This is a genomic window from Salinispora fenicalii, assembly GCF_000514815.1.
Taxonomy (GTDB): Bacteria; Actinomycetota; Actinomycetes; order Mycobacteriales; family Micromonosporaceae; genus Micromonospora; species Micromonospora fenicalii.
In genome coordinates this window covers 42463-63614 of record NZ_AZWQ01000019.1, presented here as the reverse complement: position 1 = coordinate 63614, position 21152 = coordinate 42463, and the positions used below count along the sequence as shown (strand labels likewise).

At 64.9% G+C, this 21152-nt stretch carries 16 protein-coding genes and 4 pseudogenes; 15 read left to right on the top strand and 5 right to left on the bottom strand.

Annotation, left to right across the window (positions count from 1 at the left end; all coding sequences use genetic code 11):
• Position 1: 1 nt before the first annotated feature.
• Complete coding sequence (locus B116_RS25920; RefSeq protein ID WP_027659917.1) at positions 2-586, top strand: hypothetical protein; 585 nt, start codon at positions 2-4, stop codon at positions 584-586.
• A gap of 807 nt (positions 587-1393) precedes the next feature.
• Positions 1394-2233, top strand: a complete 840-nt coding sequence (locus B116_RS26475) for an Eco29kI family restriction endonuclease (protein WP_082312769.1) — start codon at positions 1394-1396, stop codon at positions 2231-2233.
• A 531-nt stretch (positions 2234-2764) separates the two neighbouring features.
• Here the strand turns inward: B116_RS26475 and B116_RS27425 are convergent.
• Positions 2765-3709 carry a hypothetical protein gene (locus tag B116_RS27425; protein WP_155255739.1) on the bottom strand — a complete coding sequence of 315 codons (945 nt, stop codon included), beginning with the start codon at positions 3707-3709 and terminating at the stop codon, positions 2765-2767.
• Between the two features lie 754 nt (positions 3710-4463).
• On the opposite strand from B116_RS27425, the gene B116_RS26465 reads away from it, so the two are divergent.
• The 4 genes and pseudogenes from B116_RS26465 to B116_RS28985 form a co-directional block, all read left to right on the top strand.
• Positions 4464-4718, top strand: a complete 255-nt coding sequence (locus B116_RS26465) for a hypothetical protein (RefSeq protein WP_155255738.1) — start codon at positions 4464-4466, stop codon at positions 4716-4718.
• A 20-nt stretch (positions 4719-4738) separates the two neighbouring features.
• Positions 4739-5056, top strand: a pseudogene (locus B116_RS24920) (hypothetical protein); the annotation flags it as partial.
• A gap of 50 nt (positions 5057-5106) precedes the next feature.
• A pseudogene (locus B116_RS28760) lies at positions 5107-5752 on the top strand (nucleotidyl transferase AbiEii/AbiGii toxin family protein).
• Between the two features lie 331 nt (positions 5753-6083).
• Positions 6084-6441, top strand: a pseudogene (locus tag B116_RS28985) (MFS transporter); the annotation flags it as partial.
• 174 nt (positions 6442-6615) lie between these two features.
• Here the strand turns inward: B116_RS28985 and B116_RS0109365 are convergent.
• Positions 6616-7311, bottom strand: a complete 696-nt coding sequence (locus B116_RS0109365) for a response regulator transcription factor (RefSeq protein ID WP_018722279.1) — start codon at positions 7309-7311, stop codon at positions 6616-6618.
• 568 nt (positions 7312-7879) lie between these two features.
• Here B116_RS0109365 and B116_RS0109360 point away from each other — a divergent pair.
• The 9 genes from B116_RS0109360 (at position 7880) to B116_RS0109315 (ending at position 18018) form a co-directional block, all read left to right on the top strand.
• The gene (locus B116_RS0109360; RefSeq protein ID WP_027659915.1) at positions 7880-8830 is read left to right on the top strand and encodes an NAD-dependent epimerase/dehydratase family protein; all 951 of its coding nucleotides are present in this window, start codon (positions 7880-7882) and stop codon (positions 8828-8830) included.
• On the top strand, positions 8821-9453 hold the full coding sequence (locus B116_RS0109355; protein WP_018722277.1) for an NAD(P)-dependent oxidoreductase: 633 nt from the start codon (positions 8821-8823) through the stop codon (positions 9451-9453). The genes B116_RS0109360 and B116_RS0109355 overlap by 10 nt, the downstream gene beginning before the upstream one ends.
• Before the next feature lie 613 nt (positions 9454-10066).
• Positions 10067-10930 (top strand): NmrA family NAD(P)-binding protein, encoded by an 864-nt coding sequence (locus B116_RS0109350; RefSeq protein ID WP_027659914.1) that lies wholly within the window; start codon positions 10067-10069, stop codon positions 10928-10930.
• Positions 10917-11579 (top strand): antibiotic biosynthesis monooxygenase, encoded by a 663-nt coding sequence (locus B116_RS0109345; RefSeq protein WP_033667476.1) that lies wholly within the window; start codon positions 10917-10919, stop codon positions 11577-11579. Before B116_RS0109350 ends, B116_RS0109345 begins: the two co-directional genes overlap by 14 nt.
• Positions 11576-12403, top strand: coding sequence for a class I SAM-dependent methyltransferase (locus tag B116_RS24910; protein WP_050591849.1), 828 nt, complete (start codon positions 11576-11578; stop codon positions 12401-12403). The genes B116_RS0109345 and B116_RS24910 overlap by 4 nt, the downstream gene beginning before the upstream one ends.
• 2 nt (positions 12404-12405) lie before the next feature.
• On the top strand, positions 12406-13545 hold the full coding sequence (locus tag B116_RS0109335; RefSeq protein WP_223874558.1) for a glycosyltransferase: 1140 nt from the start codon (positions 12406-12408) through the stop codon (positions 13543-13545).
• Positions 13546-14219: 674 nt separating this feature from the next.
• Positions 14220-15461 (top strand): MFS transporter, encoded by a 1242-nt coding sequence (locus B116_RS0109330; RefSeq protein ID WP_082312767.1) that lies wholly within the window; start codon positions 14220-14222, stop codon positions 15459-15461.
• 355 nt (positions 15462-15816) lie between these two features.
• Positions 15817-16452: a DsbA family oxidoreductase gene (locus B116_RS24905; RefSeq protein WP_082312766.1), complete on the top strand. Its 636-nt coding sequence runs from the start codon at positions 15817-15819 to the stop codon at positions 16450-16452.
• Between the two features lie 873 nt (positions 16453-17325).
• Positions 17326-18018, top strand: a complete 693-nt coding sequence (locus B116_RS0109315; RefSeq protein WP_082312765.1) for a ScbR family autoregulator-binding transcription factor — start codon at positions 17326-17328, stop codon at positions 18016-18018.
• Between the two features lie 242 nt (positions 18019-18260).
• Here the strand turns inward: B116_RS0109315 and B116_RS24900 are convergent.
• From B116_RS24900 to B116_RS28220, 3 genes and pseudogenes are all read right to left on the bottom strand, one after another.
• Positions 18261-18545 (bottom strand): annotated as a pseudogene (locus tag B116_RS24900) (transposase); the annotation flags it as partial.
• 273 nt (positions 18546-18818) lie between these two features.
• On the bottom strand, positions 18819-19697 hold the full coding sequence (locus B116_RS24895) for a ScbA/BarX family gamma-butyrolactone biosynthesis protein (RefSeq protein ID WP_018722267.1): 879 nt from the start codon (positions 19695-19697) through the stop codon (positions 18819-18821).
• Positions 19698-20092: 395 nt separating this feature from the next.
• Positions 20093-20953 (bottom strand): hypothetical protein, encoded by an 861-nt coding sequence (locus tag B116_RS28220; protein ID WP_050565601.1) that lies wholly within the window; start codon positions 20951-20953, stop codon positions 20093-20095.
• Positions 20954-21152 lie beyond the last annotated feature (199 nt).

The window sequence follows — 21152 nt, the reverse complement described above, 5'->3', positions numbered from 1 at the left end:
CATGGCTATGCCCAAGGAAGTAGAGCTGGACATCGTTCGGTTTCTCTACGCCGACGCGCAACAGCTGGACTGGGAGCACCTGACCGACACCGAGAAGAGCCCTAGCTACGACCAATGGGCGCAGGACCCTCGCTTCACTGACCGCCTTTCGCTGTGGATCAAGACTCCCCAAGAACGCAGAGTGTGGATCAAGGACGGGCCCATGAAGGAGTACGCCCGAGCCCGCAACGGTGTAGGCAAGTACGCGGCTGTCCTGGACAACCCTACCGCCAAGGTAAGCGACCACGTCCGCTTGGCCCTTGGGGACGGGTGGGAGATAGACAGGGAAACTCTGCGAATCAAGCCACTGAGGGTCCTCGCCCACCGGGATGATGAGACCATCCGCTTCGCCTGGGCACCCGTTAAGGACTTCAAACATCTTGTCTGGGCAGCGCTTAAGGCCCAAGCGTACGGTGACAGCGATCCCTGGATTCTGTGCGTGGTCAGCTCGTTCGCGAAACCCGTCAAACGGGAGGACCGACTCCTCCACGAGAAGATCGGCGAGCGCTGCGGGCTACGCGTCGCCCACATTACGAGCCGCGAATGACCGACGAGTCACCCATGCCTGCCTCCTCGGCGCACATAAGCGATCATCGGATGGCGATGGCGTGGGCCAAGCTGGACGACCACGCCCGCGACATACTCGCTCGCCGGGCTGCCGTGCAGCCCTCGATGTCATTGGCACGGCCCACGTCGTGTTTAGAGAACGGGTCAGGCGAGTCATCCGCGAGACAAAGGCACCCTGGTGGCCCTCGCTGATGCTTGCTGGCCCGAGTGGTGTCCCGCCTGATCAGTCAGGCAGCCGCCGAGGTGGCTATCGCGGCGGAAGGCCTCAAAGGGATTCCCACTACCGGCGCCCCGGAGGGCAGACGAACGCTGCTACCCTCATGGAGGTCTACATCCCTCAATAGCCTGGGCCGGTCGGCTCGACGATCTATGGAGCGTCTCGCCGACCAACCTTGATCGCGCGTTGCGTGACTTAGCCGCGCAGGCCACCTTTCCGTCTGAGGAACTGCGCGAACAGGCGGCAGCGCTCGGTATCCCCGTCGCTGTGCCCGTAGAGCGGATCACCGGACACACATCCAGTCCACTGACTCGCGAGGCCACTGGGCCGGCGCCGTGCGGAACACGACGCGGCCTACCCGCTTGGACGACGGCGAAGCGGACCTCCGGCACGCCTGCGATCCACACGCATGTCAGGCCCGCTCAAGGCAGGCGCCGTCGAGCGCCAGCATGGGCCGACGAGAACGGGGTCGCGCGAGACCGACGATGACTGACAAACTGGGAGCCCTTTGCCGTCCGCACGCTGCGGCGGTCAATCACCTCGAAGTCGGCTGACGAGGGAGCGGAGCATATGGTGGTCAACCAGCAGGACGAATCACCCGTCGCCATCCCGCCTGTGGCTACCACCGTCGTTGGAGCCGCGAAGGGTAAGGGCGCCACGCGCAGGCGGAAGCCCCCGCGAAGCAAGAATTGGTTCGCGAACGCGGAGCGGCCCGAGTCCTACGACCCACTTACCCTGGTCAACCTCGCGCGTAGCGTCGAACTGGCCCTCCTCGCCGGCGACCCGGTGCCGTTGGCAGCGGTCCCACCGTTCCTCGGTGCTGGCGTCTACGCGATTTACTACACCGGCCCGCACGATCTTTATGCGCCCATTAGCGACGACGGCTGCCATACGCCGATCTATGTTGGAAAGGCTGTCCCCGCCGGCGCTCGCAAAGGAACGGTCGACGGTCGTAACCAGACGGTCGCCTTATGGGATCGGCTCGAAGAGCACCGGGAATCGATTGCCGCAGTCGATAGTCTCAACGTCTCCGACTTTGTAGTCCGGTACCTGGTTACCGTTGAGATCTTCATCGCGCTTGCAGAGCGCGTCATGATTCGGCAGCTCAGGCCGGTGTGGAACCTTCAGCTCGACGGCTTCGGCAACCATGATCCCGGCAAGAACCGGCGGTTGGCCCAACAGCGTCCCGCGTGGGATGAACTTCATCCAGGGCGGTGGTGGTCGGAGCACGAGATGATGCCGACGCCGTGCGCGATCCGACCAGAGACTTCCATCAAGCGCATTCGCACCCACCTCGCCGCGCACGGCAACCAGGATCTCCGAGCCCTTGCCGATGCCAACGCGCTGAAGGGATACGGCCAGGGGGACCTACTTCGAGATGTCCACGATGAGGAGGAGACCATGGGGTAGCGGCACGACCCGGATGGGCCACGGTGCAGCCCCCGCCGCGGTCGGCCCATGCGGGTCGTCGGCGACGACCACGGTTGGGATTCGCCCCACGCACGGAGGCTCGTAAACGCACGACATCCCGAGGGAGTCATGTTGGTGGGGTTCGGATCGCAGGACAGCAACGACGCGGGCGCGTTGCCACCGAGGCAGGCGCGGGTTGTCGCGCAGCTCGCCCTCTGGTGAGCCACGGCGCCGCCGACTTCTTCCAGGACCAGTGTCGGATGGTAAGCGAGTCGCCGCCGCACCCCACAGCTGATCAGCCATGATTTGCGAGAGGCCGACAACGTGTTGCGGTACGTCCTCGCGGCGCAGGCGGCACCGGAGGAGGCCGGCAACCTGGAGGACAGCGCATGCGGGACCTGCGGACACGAGAGTGGTTGGCATCTTCGCAGTGTCAGGGCTATGTGTCAGGCACTCGACTCGGCCGACGACCGCCCGGCCGTCGTGTTCTGGCTGGAGCAATACCTTGACGCGCTTAACGAAGGGCCGAGGTTAAAGGTCAGGAGATTCCGATTTCGCAGATAGGATCCGGGCGGCCAACCCAGGATGCGATTGTTTGAGATCAGTCAAATTTTGTAATTCCGATTCGGCCGCTGCCTTGGCGAAGTCAACCTCCATTAGGTGTCCCAGGTGACTCGGCAAATTTCCCTTTAGCCCCTGAAGAATCCATGTAAGGGAATCTAGGACTAGCCCAGCGGAATTGGCAAGGTCCCCGAATCCGGATTGTTCGCGCGTGCCACGCTCGTAGTCATCGATACGGTCGGCCAGCTCGCGAAGGTCGGTTGACCGGCCCAGGGCGGCGTCAAGTTGAAGCATGCTGTCCCGAAGCATCGAGAATCCTAGGCCGTATATGAAGATTGGTAAGGTGCCTGGTTGTAATGGGGGCTGTGGCAGCCCACTTATCGCAAAAAGGTCGAGTGTTGTGCAGAATGCGCGTCTCCGCGTATCGACGAGTTCGAGCTGATCTTCCAGTGATCTGACCGAACGCACCATGCTACCGTCGTGGCTTGGTGCCTGAAAAGAGACCGGGTCAGGTGTAAAACGCAGATCAACCTTATGAAGAACGGTCCAGACATCATCCGACCATCGAAGGGTAAGATCGACGACACCATACAAAATATCAAGCGCTGGCTTTGCGGTACTAATCTGTCTGCGACGTCTCCAGCGAGCGAAGAAAATGTTCGCGATCACAAGCGAGGGTCCGAGTAGCGCGAGGTTGGATAGAACGTTCAGCGCGAATCCATCGGCCGCAACGCGCCATAGCGCGAAGCTGGACTGTTCGTCCGCGTTGAGGCCAAGCACGATTGCAACTGCCGACAAGATGATCGCCAGAGCGATCATCTCCCTCGGTAACACCTCATCATCGTGTTCACGAAGAGCCTGGCGGCAGATGTGGAGGATTCTTCTGGCAGCTTGAATATAGGAAAAATTCTTCATGCTGATTAATTGTCGACCCGAGATAATTGCTGCGATTCGTGACTCTGTGTCAGATCCACGGTGTCCCGTAGCTCGAGGGTGGCCTTTGTGCACCTCAGTACAGTACCATTAGGTGTCACCTGTGTTGTCACGGAGAATTCTCTTCGAGCTAAGTGAGCCGAACCCTACAGGATTTGTAGTATCTCGACTCGTGAAGCTCGGCGAAGACAGATTATGCTTCACCCGCATGCCGCGTCGGTTCGTTGGTTGGAGTCTATTAGTGCCGGGTGCTCGGCGATGCGGCTGGTGGGATGTCCGTTCGTGCTTCACGATGCGGATGGCCAGTGTCGGGGGGACGGTGCGCTCTAAATCTGTCAATCTGGGTGGCGATGTCGGCTGGGTGCAGGGATGGGGTGAGGTGGTACCAGTAGGCCACGGATCCTGCCGTGTCGGACGGCGCCTCTCCTCTGCATCTCCCAACGATTGCATCGGGAGCCTGCCCCTGGCCCCCGGATGGGTGCCCGGCGCACTCGCCGAGGTGCACCGAAGACTGGCCCTCGACGAGTCCCGCAACACCCACAGATCGCCGACGATGCCGGCGCGGCCCTGACCCGCCGTCGCAACTGTCTCGTGCTGACCCGCCGGGTCGCCCAGGTCGAGGCACTCACCGCCCTGCTCGCCGCACGCGGACATCAGGCGTTTGTGCTCCAAAGCGCGATGAGTAACCGCGAACGGCGGGCCATCGTTGACCGGCTCGACGGCACGAAGGCCGGCGATGGCCTCCTCGTCATCGGCACCACACCGTTCATCGGCGAATGCTTCGACGCCCCGTCCTCGACACCCTTTCCTCACCGGCCCGATCTCCTACGACGGCCTACTCGTCCAATGTGGCGACCACGTCATCCGCGCCGCCCCCAGCAAGGACCTCGCCGAGGTCCACGACTACCACCACCCGGCCACACCCGTCCTCGCCGCCTCACTCCCACGTCGCATGCCCGGATACCGGGCCCTCGACTTCACCAGGACATGACCGCATCCCCTTGCGATCCTCACCTCAGCCGGTGTCGGACCCCACTCCGGCCGCCGGCGGACTATCGACCCTACGGCGACCGGAAGCCTTATGTGATCGCCGAAACCCTCGCCGCGCTGCACGGCCCGACCGAGGGCGTGGTGACGCTTTCGCGTCATCTCGACTGGTCCGGGCACGCCGAGTACGATCTGAACCGGCCCGCGCGCCTGGCCAGCATGTACAAGGTGGTGCTCACCGAAGCCGGTACCGTTGAGGATCTGCACACCTGGCTCAATGCCGACCTCCTCCGGCGGCTCTGGCCCACCCTCTGGCTGCCACCGCAGCTCCGGCAGCGCTAGGAGGACGCCTTCCCCGAACTCGCCGCGACCCGCAGCAACGCGGCGTAGCGGTGGACCCCTTCCACGAACGCCTCGCCCGTGCCGGGCTCGGGGCTGCCGAGCGGTACGGCTTCGCGCCGGCCGGCGGTTACGCGGTTCAGGCCGCCGGGCTGCTGGAGCGGCCTAGTGAGGATGTCGACCTGTTCACCGCCTGGGATCGCCGCGACGAGTTCACTACCGCGGTCACCGCCGTGGTGCAGGCCTACCGAGACGACGGCCTCACCGTCGAGACCGAGCGGCAGTACGACACCTTCGCCCGGCTGGCCGTCACCGACGGTGCGCGGGTTTCTAAGGTCGAACTCGGCGTGGACTGGCGTGCCAACGAACCGATTCTCATGGCGATCGGACCGGTCCTGCACCTGACGACGCGGTAGCGAACAAGATAAGCGCTCTCTACGGGCGGGCGTTCGCCCGCGACTCATCGACATCGACGCCACCCTCCGATCCGGCCGCTACACCCGCGATGCCCTCCTCGCCCTCGCGCGGCGCGCCGACCGTGGCTTTGACCCGCGCATCTTCGCCGATGCCCTCGGACAAGCCACCCAGCTCGATCCCGATGACTTCGCCCAGTACGGCGTCACCGGCCCAGCGCTGGACGATCTCCGAAGCCGATTCGCCCAGTGGCGCCGCGAACTGCTCGACGACGAGAGAGGGTGACTCGGCCCCGACTCACGGCAACGTTGAGCCCGCACCCGTAGGGCCCGAAACGTTCCAGATGATCTTCGGCGAGCGATCGCAGCGAGCCCGCGAAGCGACCGGCACCCAACGGGTGGCGACAGGAACGCCGCAGGTCATCAGCCTGCGAACACCGGCGGAGCGTCGCCTTAGGAAACCGTTGCTCTATCCCCTGAGCTACGAGGGCGCGAGCGCCCAGTCTAGCGACCCGGGGGTTCACCTGGGGTGGCAGGGAGTGGCCCACGTTCACCCACGTCACCCGGACCCCTGTTCGCCCGGCCCAGGAGCACACACTCCGCGCACATCACCGAAGATCATGATGCGCGCTCCAGGCCTGGCGCAGGCGGTTGCCGCCCCGGTGTTGGGGCGGGCCGTCGATCAGTTCGGGCAGCGGATCGTCATCGCCATCTCGGTGCTCGTGCATGCCTTCGGGATGGTGGCGCTTGTAGTCCTGGCCGGCCGGTCCGCGCCGGCGTGGACGTTGATCGGCTCCGCCGCGCTCGTGGGGGTGTCGGCCCTGCCGCTCGGCTCGCTGGTCCGGGCCCGGCGGACGGTGCTCGGCTCACTTGCCCCGGATCAGGTCGGCTCCGCTCACCCGCGCGCTCGCTGTCCAGCGGTGCACCGAACCGCCGCAGGTGTCCCAGCAGCGGCGGGCGAGTGCGACTTCCGCCGGGCATGCCTCGTAAGCATGATTGTGGAACTTTCCGCCGAAAGCTGCCTCCAGGCGGGCGTCACCAGCTGGGCCTGTTGTACCTGCCGCTCCCCCCCCCGCACGAGCTGGCCGAACGCCGCGATGCCAGGGCGATGGGCTACCTTGACTTCCTCGGCCTGGTCATGCTGTCCTCTCAGGTAGCGAGGGCGTGCAACTCGCTGATGCTGAGCCGAAAGCCGACGCCTCGTACTGTGACAATCGTGGTTCCAGAACCAATCTTGTTGCGTAGCGTCCCCACATGTGTGTCCAGGGTCCGGCTGGCTCGTGACGAACGGCGGTTTACGGCCTCGCCGTCCTGCCAGATTCGTGCCATTAGTTCCTCGCGAGTCAAGATTCTCTCCGGGTTGGAGGCGAGTAGGTGCAGTAGGTCAAACTCCTTACGGGTAAGCGAAAGCGTACGTTTGTGCAGGGTGGCCTCTCGCCGGGCGGGGTAGATCCGCAAGGGCCCCCGCTGCACGGTGCCAGCGTCCCGATTGCCGCCCGTTCTGCGGAGTACCGCCTCTATCCGGGCTGCTAGCTCACGCAGGCCATACGGCTTGGTGATGCAGTCGTCCGCGCCTGCCTGTAGCCCAAGCACGCGGTCCGTTTCTCCCCCGCCGCCAGTGAATGCGATGATCGGAGTGCTCCCGGCAGCGCGGATGGCTCGGCACACGTCCAGGCCGTCGACATCGGGCAGGTCGAGGTCCAACAGAACAAAGTCACTGTTATCGAATGATGCGAGTGCTTTCCGTCCGGTTCGCACTAGCGACGTGTGATGGCCGAGACGTCGCGCGCAGGCGACAAGCCGCTCCGCGGCGTGCTCGTCGTGTTCGACCGCGAGAACATGCATCGACTTCCCCCGAGAGTAGGTTCCTGGTGGCGTAATCAGGAGATGCCCTGACCGCACCTCCACCGGCCGTGTGGAGTCAGCTGGACGCCTGTCGTGACACCCGGCTGTACGTCGGTCATTGAGCGGGCATCGCACGTGGCGGTGACCCGATCGGGATGATCGTGCGAAGGTCACCGACATGCTCCATAAAAAACCGGCCACCCTGTTTAGTCAACGTTCTAGTGACTAGTGGATCACTCTGGGTATGTCTGATATGTCGTGATCTACCGAAAAGGTGAGAGTGTTTCAGCTCTGGCTTTCCCTTCGAAAATCGAACAAAAGGGTAGTCGGTTGGCTACTGGCCGGACTGACTGTGAGTCAGGTAACAGTAGAGACGGTTCCAATTCCCTCCAGGGGCCCCTCGCCCCTGGTGCCCACCGACGTGCGGTGATGGGGGCGTACGAACCCATCGGCCGCGCCGCGGCTGTGGGCGACCACGTCCTTCGCCCCGATCGTCCGCCCCTCGTCAGGAAGCCGGCCGTTCGATACCTTCTCCAAGGATCCCGCACGCACAACCTGGCGAGGCACTATGGCGCACGACGACATCGCGGTGCTCCTGACCGGTTCTACCGGATTCATCGGCTCGGCCATACACGAGGCGTTCCGCCAGGGTGGAGTCCGGGTGCACCGGCTCCTACGCCGACCCGTTCGTGACCCCGTCAGTCCTGTCGCTCACGGTGACCTGACCGATGCCCGATCGTTACGGGGCGCCTGCGAGGGCGTCGACGCGATTGTCCACGCCGCTTCCTACGTCGGCCCCGACCCGGCTCGCTGCGAACAGGTCAACCACCTCGGCACCCGCAATCTTCTCGCCGAAGCCGCCCGGGCTGGTGTGAAGCGCGTGCTCTACATCGGTACCTCGGCGGTGTACGGCACCGGCCCGCACCAGGGGCTATTGGAGGGGGAGCGCCCCGATGCTCCGGTCTCCGTTGTCAGCGCGAGTCGGGCGGCGGCTGACGCGGCCGTCCGCGAACATGGTGGCTCTACCCTGCGGCCGCACCTCGTGTATGGGCCCGGTGACCGGTGGGTGGTGCCCGGGCTGGTGCGGTTGCTGGCGGCAATGCCCGGCTGGGTTGACGGCGGGCAGGCTCGTTTGTCGATGGTCAACGTCCGGGCCCTGGCTCAGTTGACGGTCGCGATGACAGTGACGCCACCTGCGCCGGGTACGCTCTTCCACGCCGACCACCCTGTTCCGGTCACCGTTTTGCAAGCTGCTGGTGCCCTCGCCCGACATCTTGGTGTCCGAATTCCGCAAGGGACGGTGGCTGCCGATCGTCTCCTCGAAATGCCTCTACCGTCTGGGCTCACTCGGAGGAACCTCACGATGGTTACGGTCGACCACTGGTACCGCTCGGACCGGATCTGGCGGCTTACGGGCTGCGACCCGGGCCCCGAGGTGCCGGACGACCTCGCCTCGGCACCGGCGTGGTATCCCGACCTCTTTCCCGGGCGGGCGCAACGGAGTGGCCCGTGCGCCTGACTGTGTTCGGTGCTACCGGAGGTACGGGGCGGCTCTTGGTCGCCCAGGCGCTGGCTGCCGGCCATGAGGTGACTGCGGTCGTTCGTCGGAACATGCCCGGCCCGCCGGATCCTCGTTTGCGGGTGGTCCGGGCCGATGTGTGTGCCCCTGAGGAGTTGCGTCTTGCCCTGGCCTCCGCCGACGCCGCGTTGTCCGCTCTCGGAGCATCCGACGCGCGACGACCCACCCGCCTGTACTCGGCTGCGGCACTGGCGATTGTCGTAGCGATGCGCGAGGCCAGCGTACGGCGGCTGGTGGCCGTGACCGCACTGCCAGTGGCGCCCCCCGCCGAACAGGACATCACCCACCGTCATCTGGTCAACCCAGTTCTGCACCGCTTCTTCGGGGGTGCCTACCACGACATGCGTCGGTTGGAGGAGATCCTCGCCCGCAGCGACCGCGACTGGACTGTCCTGAGACCCCCGTATCTGAGCAACGGTCCGGGCACGGGCGTCTGGCGATGGGCGGTTGACGCGCCCTTGCCTCGGGCCTGGACCCTGCCCCGCGCCGACCTGGCTGCAGCGATGCTGGCGGCGACGACCGACAGCCGGCTCGTCGGCCACGCGGTGAACCTGGCCGCGTGACGTTGTTCTGTGGCGCTCGCCATGGGTGCCGACAGAGTGGTCGCGCGGAGGCAACCGCCTACTCAACTCCGCCCTAGCATCATTGCCGTGGTCCGAACCTGGCGCTCGGAACACGGACGTGCCCACCACCAAAGCACAATCGACAAAACAAGGTGGCGGCTGAAGCTCGCCGTATCTGGAAGCGCCCATCGCCAACGTCACTACCGATGGGACCCACAAGTCAGACCACCGATCGATCGGCGGAGCTGAGACACCGCTGACCGACGACCGTGTCCTGCTGCCACGGTGACCACCGCCCGAAGCGGCACACGCAGCGGGCGCTCGACAGGAAGAGGTACTGTCGGCGGTCCGCCAATGCTCTCGGCCGGCGATGACGCTACCCCGGGAGTATCCGAACGGCAGTGGCAGGAAGTCACACCGAGGCGGGTGACAAGAGTCCTGGGTCGGAGGTGATCTGAAGTAGCTAGCGAGCCGAACTGCCTCGGGCGACCTTACGCAGATTTGACATGAACTGCTTGACAGTTCCGGCGCGAATTCGCGAGGCTTTCATATAGCTGCATCGCCCCATTCCGTCGCTTCGTTTGCTCGTTGTGCCTGCTGACAGGAGATCATCATGCCCGATTCGGGTGCCATTCTGGTCACCGGGGCTACCGGTAACCTGGGCCCTCATGCCCTGACTCATCTGCTTGCAACCGGCCGTCGGGTCCGGGCCTTGGTGCTGCCAGGCGATCCGCGGGCGGATCGTGTACCGGCCGGCGTCGAAGTGGTACACGGGGATCTGGCTCGGCCCGAGACCGTCGAGCCGGCACTAGTTGACGTCGACGGCGTCCTACTGATGTGGCCGTTTTTCACCCTTCGTGTGGACACCGTCCCGGCGGTGTTGGACCTCATCTCCGAACACGCGCGCCGTATCGCATTTGTCTCCTCCATTGGCGTGCACATCGGCCTTGAGGCGCGGGATAATAATTGCCATTCGTACCTCGAAAGTATGATCGAAAAGACCGATCTGGAGTGGACATTTCTCCAGACCACCGGGTTCGCCTCCAATGCCCGAGGCCTCGCCGAACAGATCCGCGGCGACGGAGTGGTCCGGTTCCCGTACGGTGCCGCGGCCCGTTCATCGGTACACGAGGGTGATGTGGCAGAGGTGGCCGCACGGGCACTGACCACACCAGGCCATGCCGGTGCCCGCTACGTCACCACCGGTCCCGAGACCCTGACCCAAGCGCAGCAGGTCGCGATCATCGGCGAGGTCATCGGCCGCGAGTTGCGTTGGGAAGACGTACCAGCGTCCGTGGCGCGGGAGCAGATGATCGCCCAGGGGTGGCCGCCCTCGTACGCTGATGGTGCGCTCGACTACTTCGCCCAGCTGGTGCAGGAGTCGGAACTGGTCACCACAGCGGTACATGACGTGCTCGGCCGGCCGCCGCGGACGTTCCGTGAGTGGGCGGTGGAGAACGCCGATGCATTCCGCTGAACGCTCGGAGATGTTCGGTCTCTTCTCGCTCTACCAGTACGAGCCCGACCACGCCGTAGTTGTCGCGGCGGAGCTGGCATCCCGGCTGATCGAGGGGGAACCCTCGGCCCCTGGGCTGGTGCGTACGCGGGTGCACCTCAGCCTCGACCGTGCGACGGTCGTGGTGCATGAGCTGTGGGAGGGGCGTGAACAGCGCCAGGCGGCTGGCCTTCCCGCACCCGTCGAGCCACCGTCGGGACCGGTACCCGACCGGGTGACCGTGCTTCAGGGCGTGGCAGCACCGGGAATCGAGGGCCCGGCCGCGAACCGGTTGCCCGGCCTCACCTGTGTGGTACGCCGCCAGGTCGCCGATTCCGCCGGAGTCCGTGCGGCAGCCGGTGTACTGGCCCGCACCGGTGGGTGGAAGCGGGAGCATCCCGGATTCGTCGGAGCGGCTCCCTTCCTCGCTGATGACGGCCGAAGCTTGCTCAACTATGTGCAGTGGCTTGACGAGGCCGCGTACCACTCCTATATGTCTGACCCCCGGGTTCGCCTCGGCCAGGAGGAGGTGACGCGGCTGGAGGTGGCACCGGCGAGCCTGACGATGTGTCGCATGCTCGCCGACAGGTCGGTCCAGCCAACGTCGCGTTCCGTCCGGGGGTGGGTATGAGCAGCCAGCCGCGTGCTGAGCGGGAACAGCGACACAGCACCGGGGCACTCGCGCCGGGAGCGGTCTCGGCGCTTGACCAGGTACGTCTCTTCGAGGCACGGCACGACCCCCAGACCCGCGCGGTGTTGGCCGACCTACCGCTGAGCCCGTCAGCGAGGTGCCTCGAAGTAGGCGCCGGTGCGGGGTCCGTCGCGCATTGGCTCTGCGAACAGGTGCCACATGGTGGCGTCGTCGCCCTGGATATCGACGTCCGCTATCTGGATCCGACCGCTCACCGCAATCTCGAGATCCGTCACGAAGATGTGACGACGGCACTGTTCGCTCCCGGCTCCTTCGACCTGGTGCACGCCCGCGGGGTGCTGGCTCACCTGCCCGATCCGGAGTCGGTGCTGCACCGGATGGTCTCATGGCTGGTACCCGGGGGCTGGTTGGTGGTGGAGGACTTCTACCACCTGCCCCCCGAGGACGCACCGACGCCGGTGGGCCGCGCGTTGCTCGGCGGGTACCGGCGGCAGATGGCTGACTCCGGTGCTGACCTGCGCTGGGCCAGACGACTACCGAGGGCGCTGACGGGCGCGGGTCTGGAGTCGGTGAAGGCCCGAGTATCACCGGCCGGTCCGGGCCAGTCGAGCTTGGACGACGAGCTGATCGGCCTTCGGCTGCGTCAGGAGGGTTCGATCCTCGTCGAGCGGGGCCTGGTGATGCGCGAGGAACTGGACGCGTTCGTCCTCGAATTGGGCACGGAAGGGGCATGGGACATTACCGTGCTGGCCACATCGGCATGGGGCCGCCGCAGGGCCGAGCACCAGGAGGTGTCGTCTTGAGGGTGCTGTTCGTGGCGGGGCTCAGCCCGTCCACCGTTTTCTGCACCGCCTCGCTGGCACATGCCCTCCGGGCTGCCGGGCACGAGGTGTTGGTGGCTTCGAACGAGAGCATAGCCGCCACCGCTGCGGCGGTGGGCGTACCGGCGTCATCGGTGACCGGGATGACTCTGCATCAGGCGATCTTCCAGGGTAGGGATGGCGCCGCGTTGTCGCCCCCCGAGGACCCGGCCGGCCGACGGCGGTTTCTGGGCGGTATGTTCGGTCGGTTTGCCGCGGCCAGTTTGCCGGGCCTGCACCGGCTGGCCCGTAGCTGGGGTCCCGATGCGGTGATCGGTGTGCCGTTGGCGTTCGGTGCGCCGCTTTTGGCTACTGCCTTGGACGTGCCGTACATCTGGCACAGCTGGGATGCGGGGGAGCCCGGACGGGAAGAGGCCGGCGCAGACGAGGAACTGCAACCGGAACTCGCCGCCCTCGGCCTCGGTGAGCTGCCAGCCCCGGACTTGCGGATCGAGATCGGCCCGGCAGCGCTGCGGCTGCCACCCTCCGGGCCGACCGTGGCGATGCGGTGGACGCCGGCGAACCGCCAGGAGCCGCTCGAGGAGTGGATGTATTCCACACCCCAAGGGCGACGGATCTGTGTCACCGCGGGTAGCCGTGCCACCCGTGAGTCCAGTCTCGAGTTTGTGCGTTCCCTCGTGACTCAGGTCGCGGGATTGGACGTGGAGACGATGGTTGCAGCCCCGGAAGATCTCGCCGGTGCGCTTCGTACCGAGATTCCCGGGCTGCGCGCTGGGTGGCTCCCACTCGACGTCGCTATGGGCACCTGTGATCTGCTGGTACATCCTGGGGGTGGCGTCAGCACCATGACGGCGATGCGAGCGGGCGTGCCGCAGGTTCTTGTCCCCGAGTGGGACATCCTGCTCGATACGGTGCGGCGATCCGCGGACTATGGGGCGGCGATTGTGCTGCCGCCTGGTCAGCAGGACAGCGACGCGGTTGCACGAGCATGCCGCAAGGCGTTGTCGGATCCCACGTACCGTAGGCAGGCGCGTCTGCTCGCCGAACAGATGGCAACGCTTCCGTCGCCGGCGCACGTTGTCGCGGAGATTGAGAAGCTGGTCGCGGCACGGCGAGCCGGATAGCGGCTTGAGTTCGTCGCCGGAGGCTCGGCGTGGGGTCGGACTCCGGCGACGCCTGTGTCGGCATCCGTGGCGTGCTGAGCTGAAGGCCTTGTTCACCGGCCCTCAGACCATGTATCGAACCGGTCTGGGCAACCAGATCTGGACGATTAGACCACGAGGGCCGGGGGACCTGCCTGCCGAGAACATCATCTGGATCGGCGAGTCTATTTTTCGGTCCAGAGAAAGGCATCCGTAGTCGATGCAACCGGTGAGGCTCAGCAGCGTCGTCATCTCGTGATGCGGGCGTCAAGTTCAGTACGCCAGTATGGCGACAGACGCTTTCCCCGTCGCCGCGCGTTGGGGTTCGCCCATGGCAAAGGACGGCAAGCGCGTCCCGGATCACGGTTAGCTGAATTCTCATTCGCCGCGGATCCGAATAGTGGTCGAGCGCGGAGGATCATGGGTGTATCAACGTTAGTTGCCCGATATTCTTGTGCTGTATATCAGCTTTGCCGTTCGTAGAGTGAATAGTGAGATCCGAAACGTAACTGCGGGGCAGGTAACTGGCGCATCAGTACGTAGGACGGCGCCGTTAGATGATCTTCCATGTCGACCAGTCAGGCTTGACGTGAACCATTGTTTAAGTAGGACCCTGTCATGGCGGACGGTACGGCACTGCTAGGAAAGGACTCGACATGGCACCCATCCCAACGGACGAAGCGGGCAGGTGGCATCCGCGGCTTGCTCTGCTGCTGCTACTGAGCGCCTCTACGTTGACGGTCATGGCTGGGGCCATCATCACGCCGGTGCTCGAGGTCATTCGAGGTGAGCTCGGCGTGGACGGCACGGCGGCTGGAATGATCTTGACTGCCCATGGACTGTCCATCGCGCTGTGTAGCCCGCTCGTTGGCTGGCTCATCGACCGCTTCGGAGTGCGCCTACCGCTAGCTGGCGGGCTTCTCCTGTACGGTCTCGCCGGCGGTGCTGGTCTTGTGGTCGAGTCGTACGTCGCTTTGATCTTCAGTCGACTGCTATTCGGACTCGGTGCCGCCGCGGTCTTCAGCGGCACGACTGTCGCGCTGCTCTCCTTCTACCGAGGAAGCATGCAGGATCGAGTGATGGGCTGGCGCTCGGCCGCGATCAGTGGAGGCGGCATTGCCTGGCCGTTGCTCGGTGGTGCCGTAGGCACCCTCTCCTGGCATGCCCCGTTCGGCATCTACTTGATCGGCGTCCCGCTCGGGCTGGCTTCCCTGGTACTACTGCCGCACCGGGGGCAGACGCAATCTGGTCCCAGGGGGAAGGTCTTGCCGCTGCTCCAACAGCCGTCTGTGCTCAGCCTGTACGCGTTTCAGATGCTGGTCAGTGCCCTGATGTACGTGGTCGCGGTGTTTCTACCGCAGCGACTCGCGCAGTTGGACGTTGAGCGTCCCTTCGTGGTGAGTCTCTTCTTGGTCACTATGTCGATCAGTGCCACCGCAGCGGGCCTGTTCTACGGAAAACTGCGCGCCCGGCTGGGCTATCCGGTTCTCCTGCGGATTGCCTTCGTCGGGTGGGCGGTCGGGTTCCTGCTGATCGCCTTCACCGGCGTCGCCTGGCTGATGCTGCCGGCGCTGGCCACGTGTGGCGCGTCGATGGGTGTTCTCATCCCGGCGCTCACCGTGCTGATCGGTGAGAGCGCGCCCCCCACGCTCCGCGGCCAGGTCACCGCTCTGCTGGGGGCGGCGGCGTTTCTTGGGCAGTTTGCGTCTCCGCTGGTCTTCGGTCCGCTCATCGACGCCACTTCGGTCGCCGACGGATTTCTGGCTGCCGCCGTGCTGTCGCTCGTTGCCATGGCGGTTTCGTCCACCTCGATTCTGGGGACAGCGGCCAGCAAGGTGGACGCAGCACAGAAAGAAGAAGAGGGCGAGCGGCATGTGACGGAGGTCGCCGAGCGGTGACCACTCCGTCGACCGGTCAGGAGACGTGGGCGGCATCGACCGTCTGCTATGACAGTTTGCTCCAAGCCCGGGTGCCCTCTGGCGTTGGTCCACGAGCGCCTGCCATGCGGCATTGAAGGGCGGTCCGGATGGTGACTCCTGGAGCCGACAGCGAAGAGTGCTTCGGCTTCGTGCGCCGGTTGGGTCAGCGGACGTCGGTGCCGGCCGGGCTGGACCCCACATCACACTTGATCGTGACAAAGCTTCCAAGCGCTAGCGACCACTTGACCTGAACCAATGTTCAACTTCTAGTCTTGACTCTGCGCTGGAAAATCCGTTTCAAACGCACGCACGACATCCCATTAAAGGAGGAGACATGAACTCGCGCGGAGGAAAGATGCTAAAAATCGATATGATCATGGATGTTTCCTGCATCTGGTCCTACCTGACCTTTACTCGCCTCCAACACGTCTTGGGCCGTCATCGTGCGGCCGGAACCCCGGTACGGATAGCGTTCCACCCGTTCCAGGTGCATCCCGACGCTGGCACGCAGGGGGAACCGCTGAGCCAGGTGCTGTATCGCGCCTTTGGCCCCCGTGCCGTGGAACCGGATCCCCAGTTCGACGGGATGCTCGCTGCCGAGGGAATCCACGCTGATGTCGAATCGGCGTTGCACGTCAACACATTCGACGCGCATCTGCTCCTTGCCGAGGCGGGCGAGCTGGGAAAGGGCGAGGAGATGGCCGAGAGGCTGTTCCGCGCGTACTACCAGGATGGTCTCAACATTGCCGATCGTGAAGTGCTGGACGCCCTCGCCGCTGAACTCGGCATGACGTTCGATGGCTCGGGCGGTGCCGAGTTGCGACGGCGGCTGGCCGAGGTTCGGGCCCAAGGCTATGAGGGCGTACCCGTCGTCACCGTGGCCGGTTCAGTACCGTTGCGCGGCGCACAGTCCCGGGCGCAGCTCGACGAGGTGATCAGGGAATCCGCTGAGGTCGCTGGCTCTCGCTGACCTAACTGCGAGCGCTCGTTCCCTACGACGATCGCTAGATGGGACGGGCAGTCGTTTGTCGGCGCGACCCCGGACCGCGGCGGCTACCGCGTCAAGCGATCACCACGTGCCGGCGTTCCCGACCCAGCACAGTGACCACCTGGCTTGAGTCGTTGTCGCACAGGGGGCATCCACTGCCGAGGCTCAAAGTGCCCCGTCTTCAACCGGGTCAGCAGTTTGCGGTGTGGCGTCCGCACCGCAGACTGCCGGTCTGGGCGGGGGCGCCGACACGACGGCAATCGTCCGAGGAGTTCGGCGACATCTACCGGCTGGTGATCACCGCCGGAGCGGAGATGTTCTCGTTGGTAGTGTCGGGTTGAAGTATCGGCAAGGCCACGTTCCCGCTGACAGATCTCAGCCCTGAGCTGGAGTCGTGACCAACTGCCGGTAGCCCCGCTGGCCGGGAAGTCGTCGGGCGGTCGCCGCGGAGCAGTTGATCGTGGCTGTCCCTGATCGGCGATGTTGGTGCTCGCGTTCCGTTCTGGGCCCATCCCGCTGGCTGGCACCATGCCGCGGTCGTGGATTGTGGTAGCTTCGCTGGTCCTCGCGTTTCGAAGTCTGAACGGACTAGGCGAAGGAACTCCGCCGTGACCCGAAGGCCGTTGAGCTGTCTCGATAGGTGGGTCGCTGTCCACCGGGGCGGATATCCCTGCGGGTGATCGGCCCTCCGCCGGCGAGCTCACTGATCCGGTCCGCTTCCCCCAAGCGGGCAGCGACCTCCGCAAGGCGGCGAATGTCCGTGCGGAACTGTGGCGTCAGCGGGCTCACACCCGACAAGGGATGCCGTGTGAGGTGTGGCCTATCACTCTTGGTTGATTGTTCGTAAGATACCGAATGATTTATTTGCTGGAATCGGTGACGTTAGGTGGCGTGATGGCGAGGCAGGCGCGGGCCGAGGCGACGAGGAGTGCGATCATCCGGGCGGCCGCGGAGATGTTTGACCGCTACGGCTACGGCTCCACTCGTCTGAGCGATATCCTCACTCATGCGCGTGTGACAAAAGGAGCACTGTACTTTCACTTCAGCTCGAAGGAGGAATTGGCCTTCGCGGTGTTGCAGGAGCAACACTCCATTTTCGTCGGGCACGCCACTTTCTACGCGGACCTGGAGGCACCTGCTCTCGAGTCGCTGATTCGGCTGTCCTACCGGTTGGGGCAGGAGTTGCAGGTGCAACCTGTCGTGCGTGGCGGCATCCGGCTGACGCTTGAACGGTGGACGTTCCAGCGTCCCCTGCCGGATCCGTATCAGGACTGGATCACTATCAGCACGGAGATGTTCAATCGTGCCGTGGCGGAGCTGGACATCCGCACCGACGTACCGCTCGGTGACGTTGCCCGGTTCATGGTCAGCGCCTTCACCGGGGTGCAACTGGTGGCCCAGGTACTCGGGGAGCGACGCGAACTCGGTGAACGGATCGCCGGCATGTGGTACGTCATTCTGCCCGGACTGGTGCTGCCGCGTAAGCAGATCTACTATCTCAGATTCGTTCGGACAGCCCAGAAGGAAGTGCTTGATCATTGCGGCTGAGGCATTCGACCTTCATCCTGCGGGTCAGCCGTCGCAACCAGCGCCGATCCAGCTGGCGGCGTCTCAACGCGCCACGGCAGAAGCACTGCCTGAGCAACGGTGGTACCACACCCGGCAGCGTTGCCCGGTGGGCCCGTGATCTGTCGGTTCCCCCTACCCACGGCACTATCGTGGCGCTGACTGTGGCAGGCCTGACAACTGTCGCTGATAGAACTCTACGGGGGATGTTCCTGCGGGCTTGGTCAAGCGGGGATGGGGCTTGGCGGGCGGGGTTGGTAGGGGATGTTGTCGCGGAGCATGGCGAACAGGACGTCGCAGCGGCGTCGGGCGAGGCAGATGAGGGCGGCGTTGTGGCGGTTGCCCTCGCCGCGAATGCTGTTGCCGGAGCGGCGGGTGACGGGGGCGAGCCCGGCGTAGGAGGCGAGGTGGCCAGGGGTGGCGAAGGCGGTGCCGTCGCCGACTTCGAGCAGGATCCGGGCGGCGGTCCTGACGCCGATGCCGGGCATCGAGGTCAGGACCGGCGCAACGATCGCGACCGTCACGGACTCGTCCGGCAACGCCACCGCTACCGGCTCAGCCGCTGTGGCGAACAGCGCCGGAACCGAGCGATCTGCACCGTCACGCCAGCCCGCCTGGGTCACGATTGACAATCCCGCGACCACGTCACCCGCTGCACCAGTGGGGGCCGCACTACACGCGAGAACATGCGTAGCCTCAAGCGCTACATCAGAGCCAACTCTTCACACGCTGAACGGAGCTAACCCAGCCATCGCCAGCGCGTGACAAATTATAGAAGTATCTCATTCTCCTGTCGGGCTGGCGCAGAGCATGATCGACCCGTGCGCGACCACCCGGCCGTCTTGGACGAAGCGGACCAGTACTGGGTCGGACTCGCGGCCGAGGGGTTCGGCCACCACCCGGCACGTCCGATCCAGTTCGACGAAGTGAGGGAAGTCGCCCTCTGCCGCAACGACGGAGCTCAGGCGTCCACCGGTCGTCGCGACGGCGGCCTGCCGCATCGCCTCGAACAACAGCATGCCAGGCACGTGGTCGAGTCGGTGGTCGAAGAACACCGGATGCTTGGTGACGACCCGCAGGTCGCGCCCGCCGGACTCGTCGGCGGGGCCGAGTACCACGTCGCGGTGCAGAAGACGTCCAACCTCGCCGGGAGCGGCGGGGGGCACGACTGGAGCGGGACCGATGACTCGTGGCTCACCGTGCCAACGCACCCGCTCGTACACCTTCGGCACCAGGCACCGCACCATCCCAGTGCCCTCGGCGAGCCACTGCCCCTTTCGCTTCAGCAGGAAGTCCAGCGTCATCCCGTTAGCAGTGCCACGACCCTGCAGCACCTTGCTTGCCCTGATCATGACCTCGCATTGCAGCGGTCCCTCCGGGGAGCGTAGGTTCGCCGGTTCGCAGGTCCATTTCAGATTTTTCATGATCATTTTATGTCCGCGCGGCACCCCGTAGCCCACGTGGGTGATCAGGATTCCGGCCTGTCGGATGGTTTCACCGACGAAGAGTGGGTCAAGATGCTCATCCGTGGTGCCGTACAAGCTGTGCCCACGTGGCCACTGGGCGGCGCTGAGAAAGGTGTGTTCATCGATCTGGCGCCAATCCGTGAGCAGTACCTCCGACGTCGCCGCCCGATGGACGAGATTGCGGTCGACGGTCACACGGTTCGACAGTCGATGCTCCTGGAAGTGAATCGACCCGCGTGTCTTATCTTCGTCGGCCGATGGAGTGGTCAAATCCATACTGACCGAAGATGGGGGAGTCATGAAACGAAATATAGCAAAGGGTTGCAAATCGAGTGGAGTGACTCACGTCTCAGTGATGGAATTTTGGTAGTCAGCTACTAACTTCCTCTAAGTCCAATTTTGCCTAGTGCGCAACCCCGCGAATTGAGCCGCTTTAATCGTGATCAAAAGGGGATCTGAGTAGGCGATCAGCGGCGTCTCGCTGCTCTAGCTAGGAGCGGGGCGTCGGCTTGTGATCCTTGACCGCGCCGATACGACGGCGAGCGTGGCCGCCGTTGTCAGACCGGCTGGGGCCGCCTTTCAAGTCGAGGTCATGTTCCCGACGGTCGGTGGCGCCGCATGCCAAGTGCCTTCTGTGCATCGTCCACCAAGTAGTACGTCCGACCACCGACACGACGCCGGCCCCACCGTTGCTCGCTGGCCAACCGGTAGACGCTGCCGGACCGGACATCCCATAGCGCGGCGATGTCGGCAGCGCTTAGCCAGCGGGTGTCCTCTGCTGCCGTGCCCCGGTCCGCGGACGGTCGGCTCGCCAGTGCGTGTCCCAGTTGCAGTAGTTCGCTACCGAGCCACCGATGATCGCCCTCGGAACTGCACCGCACCGCCGTCGGGCGTCGTGAGCCGTCCGGGTGCAGCACCGCGGTGAGTTGGCCCTGGCAGGCGTTCGTCAGGCAAGGCCCGAGCGGAAACGTTCGAACCGGGTCGGCGTCGATGACCCGCCAGGCGGCTGACACCAGCTGCATTAGCTCTTTGCTGATGTCCCCGGCGGCGGGGTGCCCGCCCAGCCAGTCCAACTGCCGGAGCAGGAAGTCCACCAGTTCTGGGACGTCGCGTCGGAGTGGGGGTGGGACCCGTCGTTCCTGCCTGATCATCGCAACCCAGGCGGCCAGGATCCCGATGATGTTGGTGCGGACCTCCGCCGCCGACGCGTTGAAGGGCATGCCCGGTAGTGGCCCGCCGGAGACCCGGTCGCCGGCGGTGTTGCTGCCACCGAGGCGGTGCCCGCACTCCTCGTGCAGCCATGGCAGGTGGCGCAGGTCGGAGGCCAGCATCCGCCGGCAGCTCTGGCACAGGTTCGTCCCCGCGCTCACTAGTCGTTCCCCGCCGCTGCGCCGGCACCGGATGCCCAGGCAGTGGTTGTTCGACCGGACGGTATCGGCAGTGCTGTCCATCAGCCCCCCAGCAGCTATCCGTAGTAGATCCGAATGCCGAAACATAGGGCGGCGGGTGTCGTCCGGACAATGCGGCAACCCCGAATTTGCCGGTTCTTGACCCAGGATTGACCCGGTCTTTCGTCTTGGCACTTGCTTGACGGATGAACGACGCGAAGTTTGCGAAAGCCCCCTTGACTCGGGTGTCCGTACCGAAGAA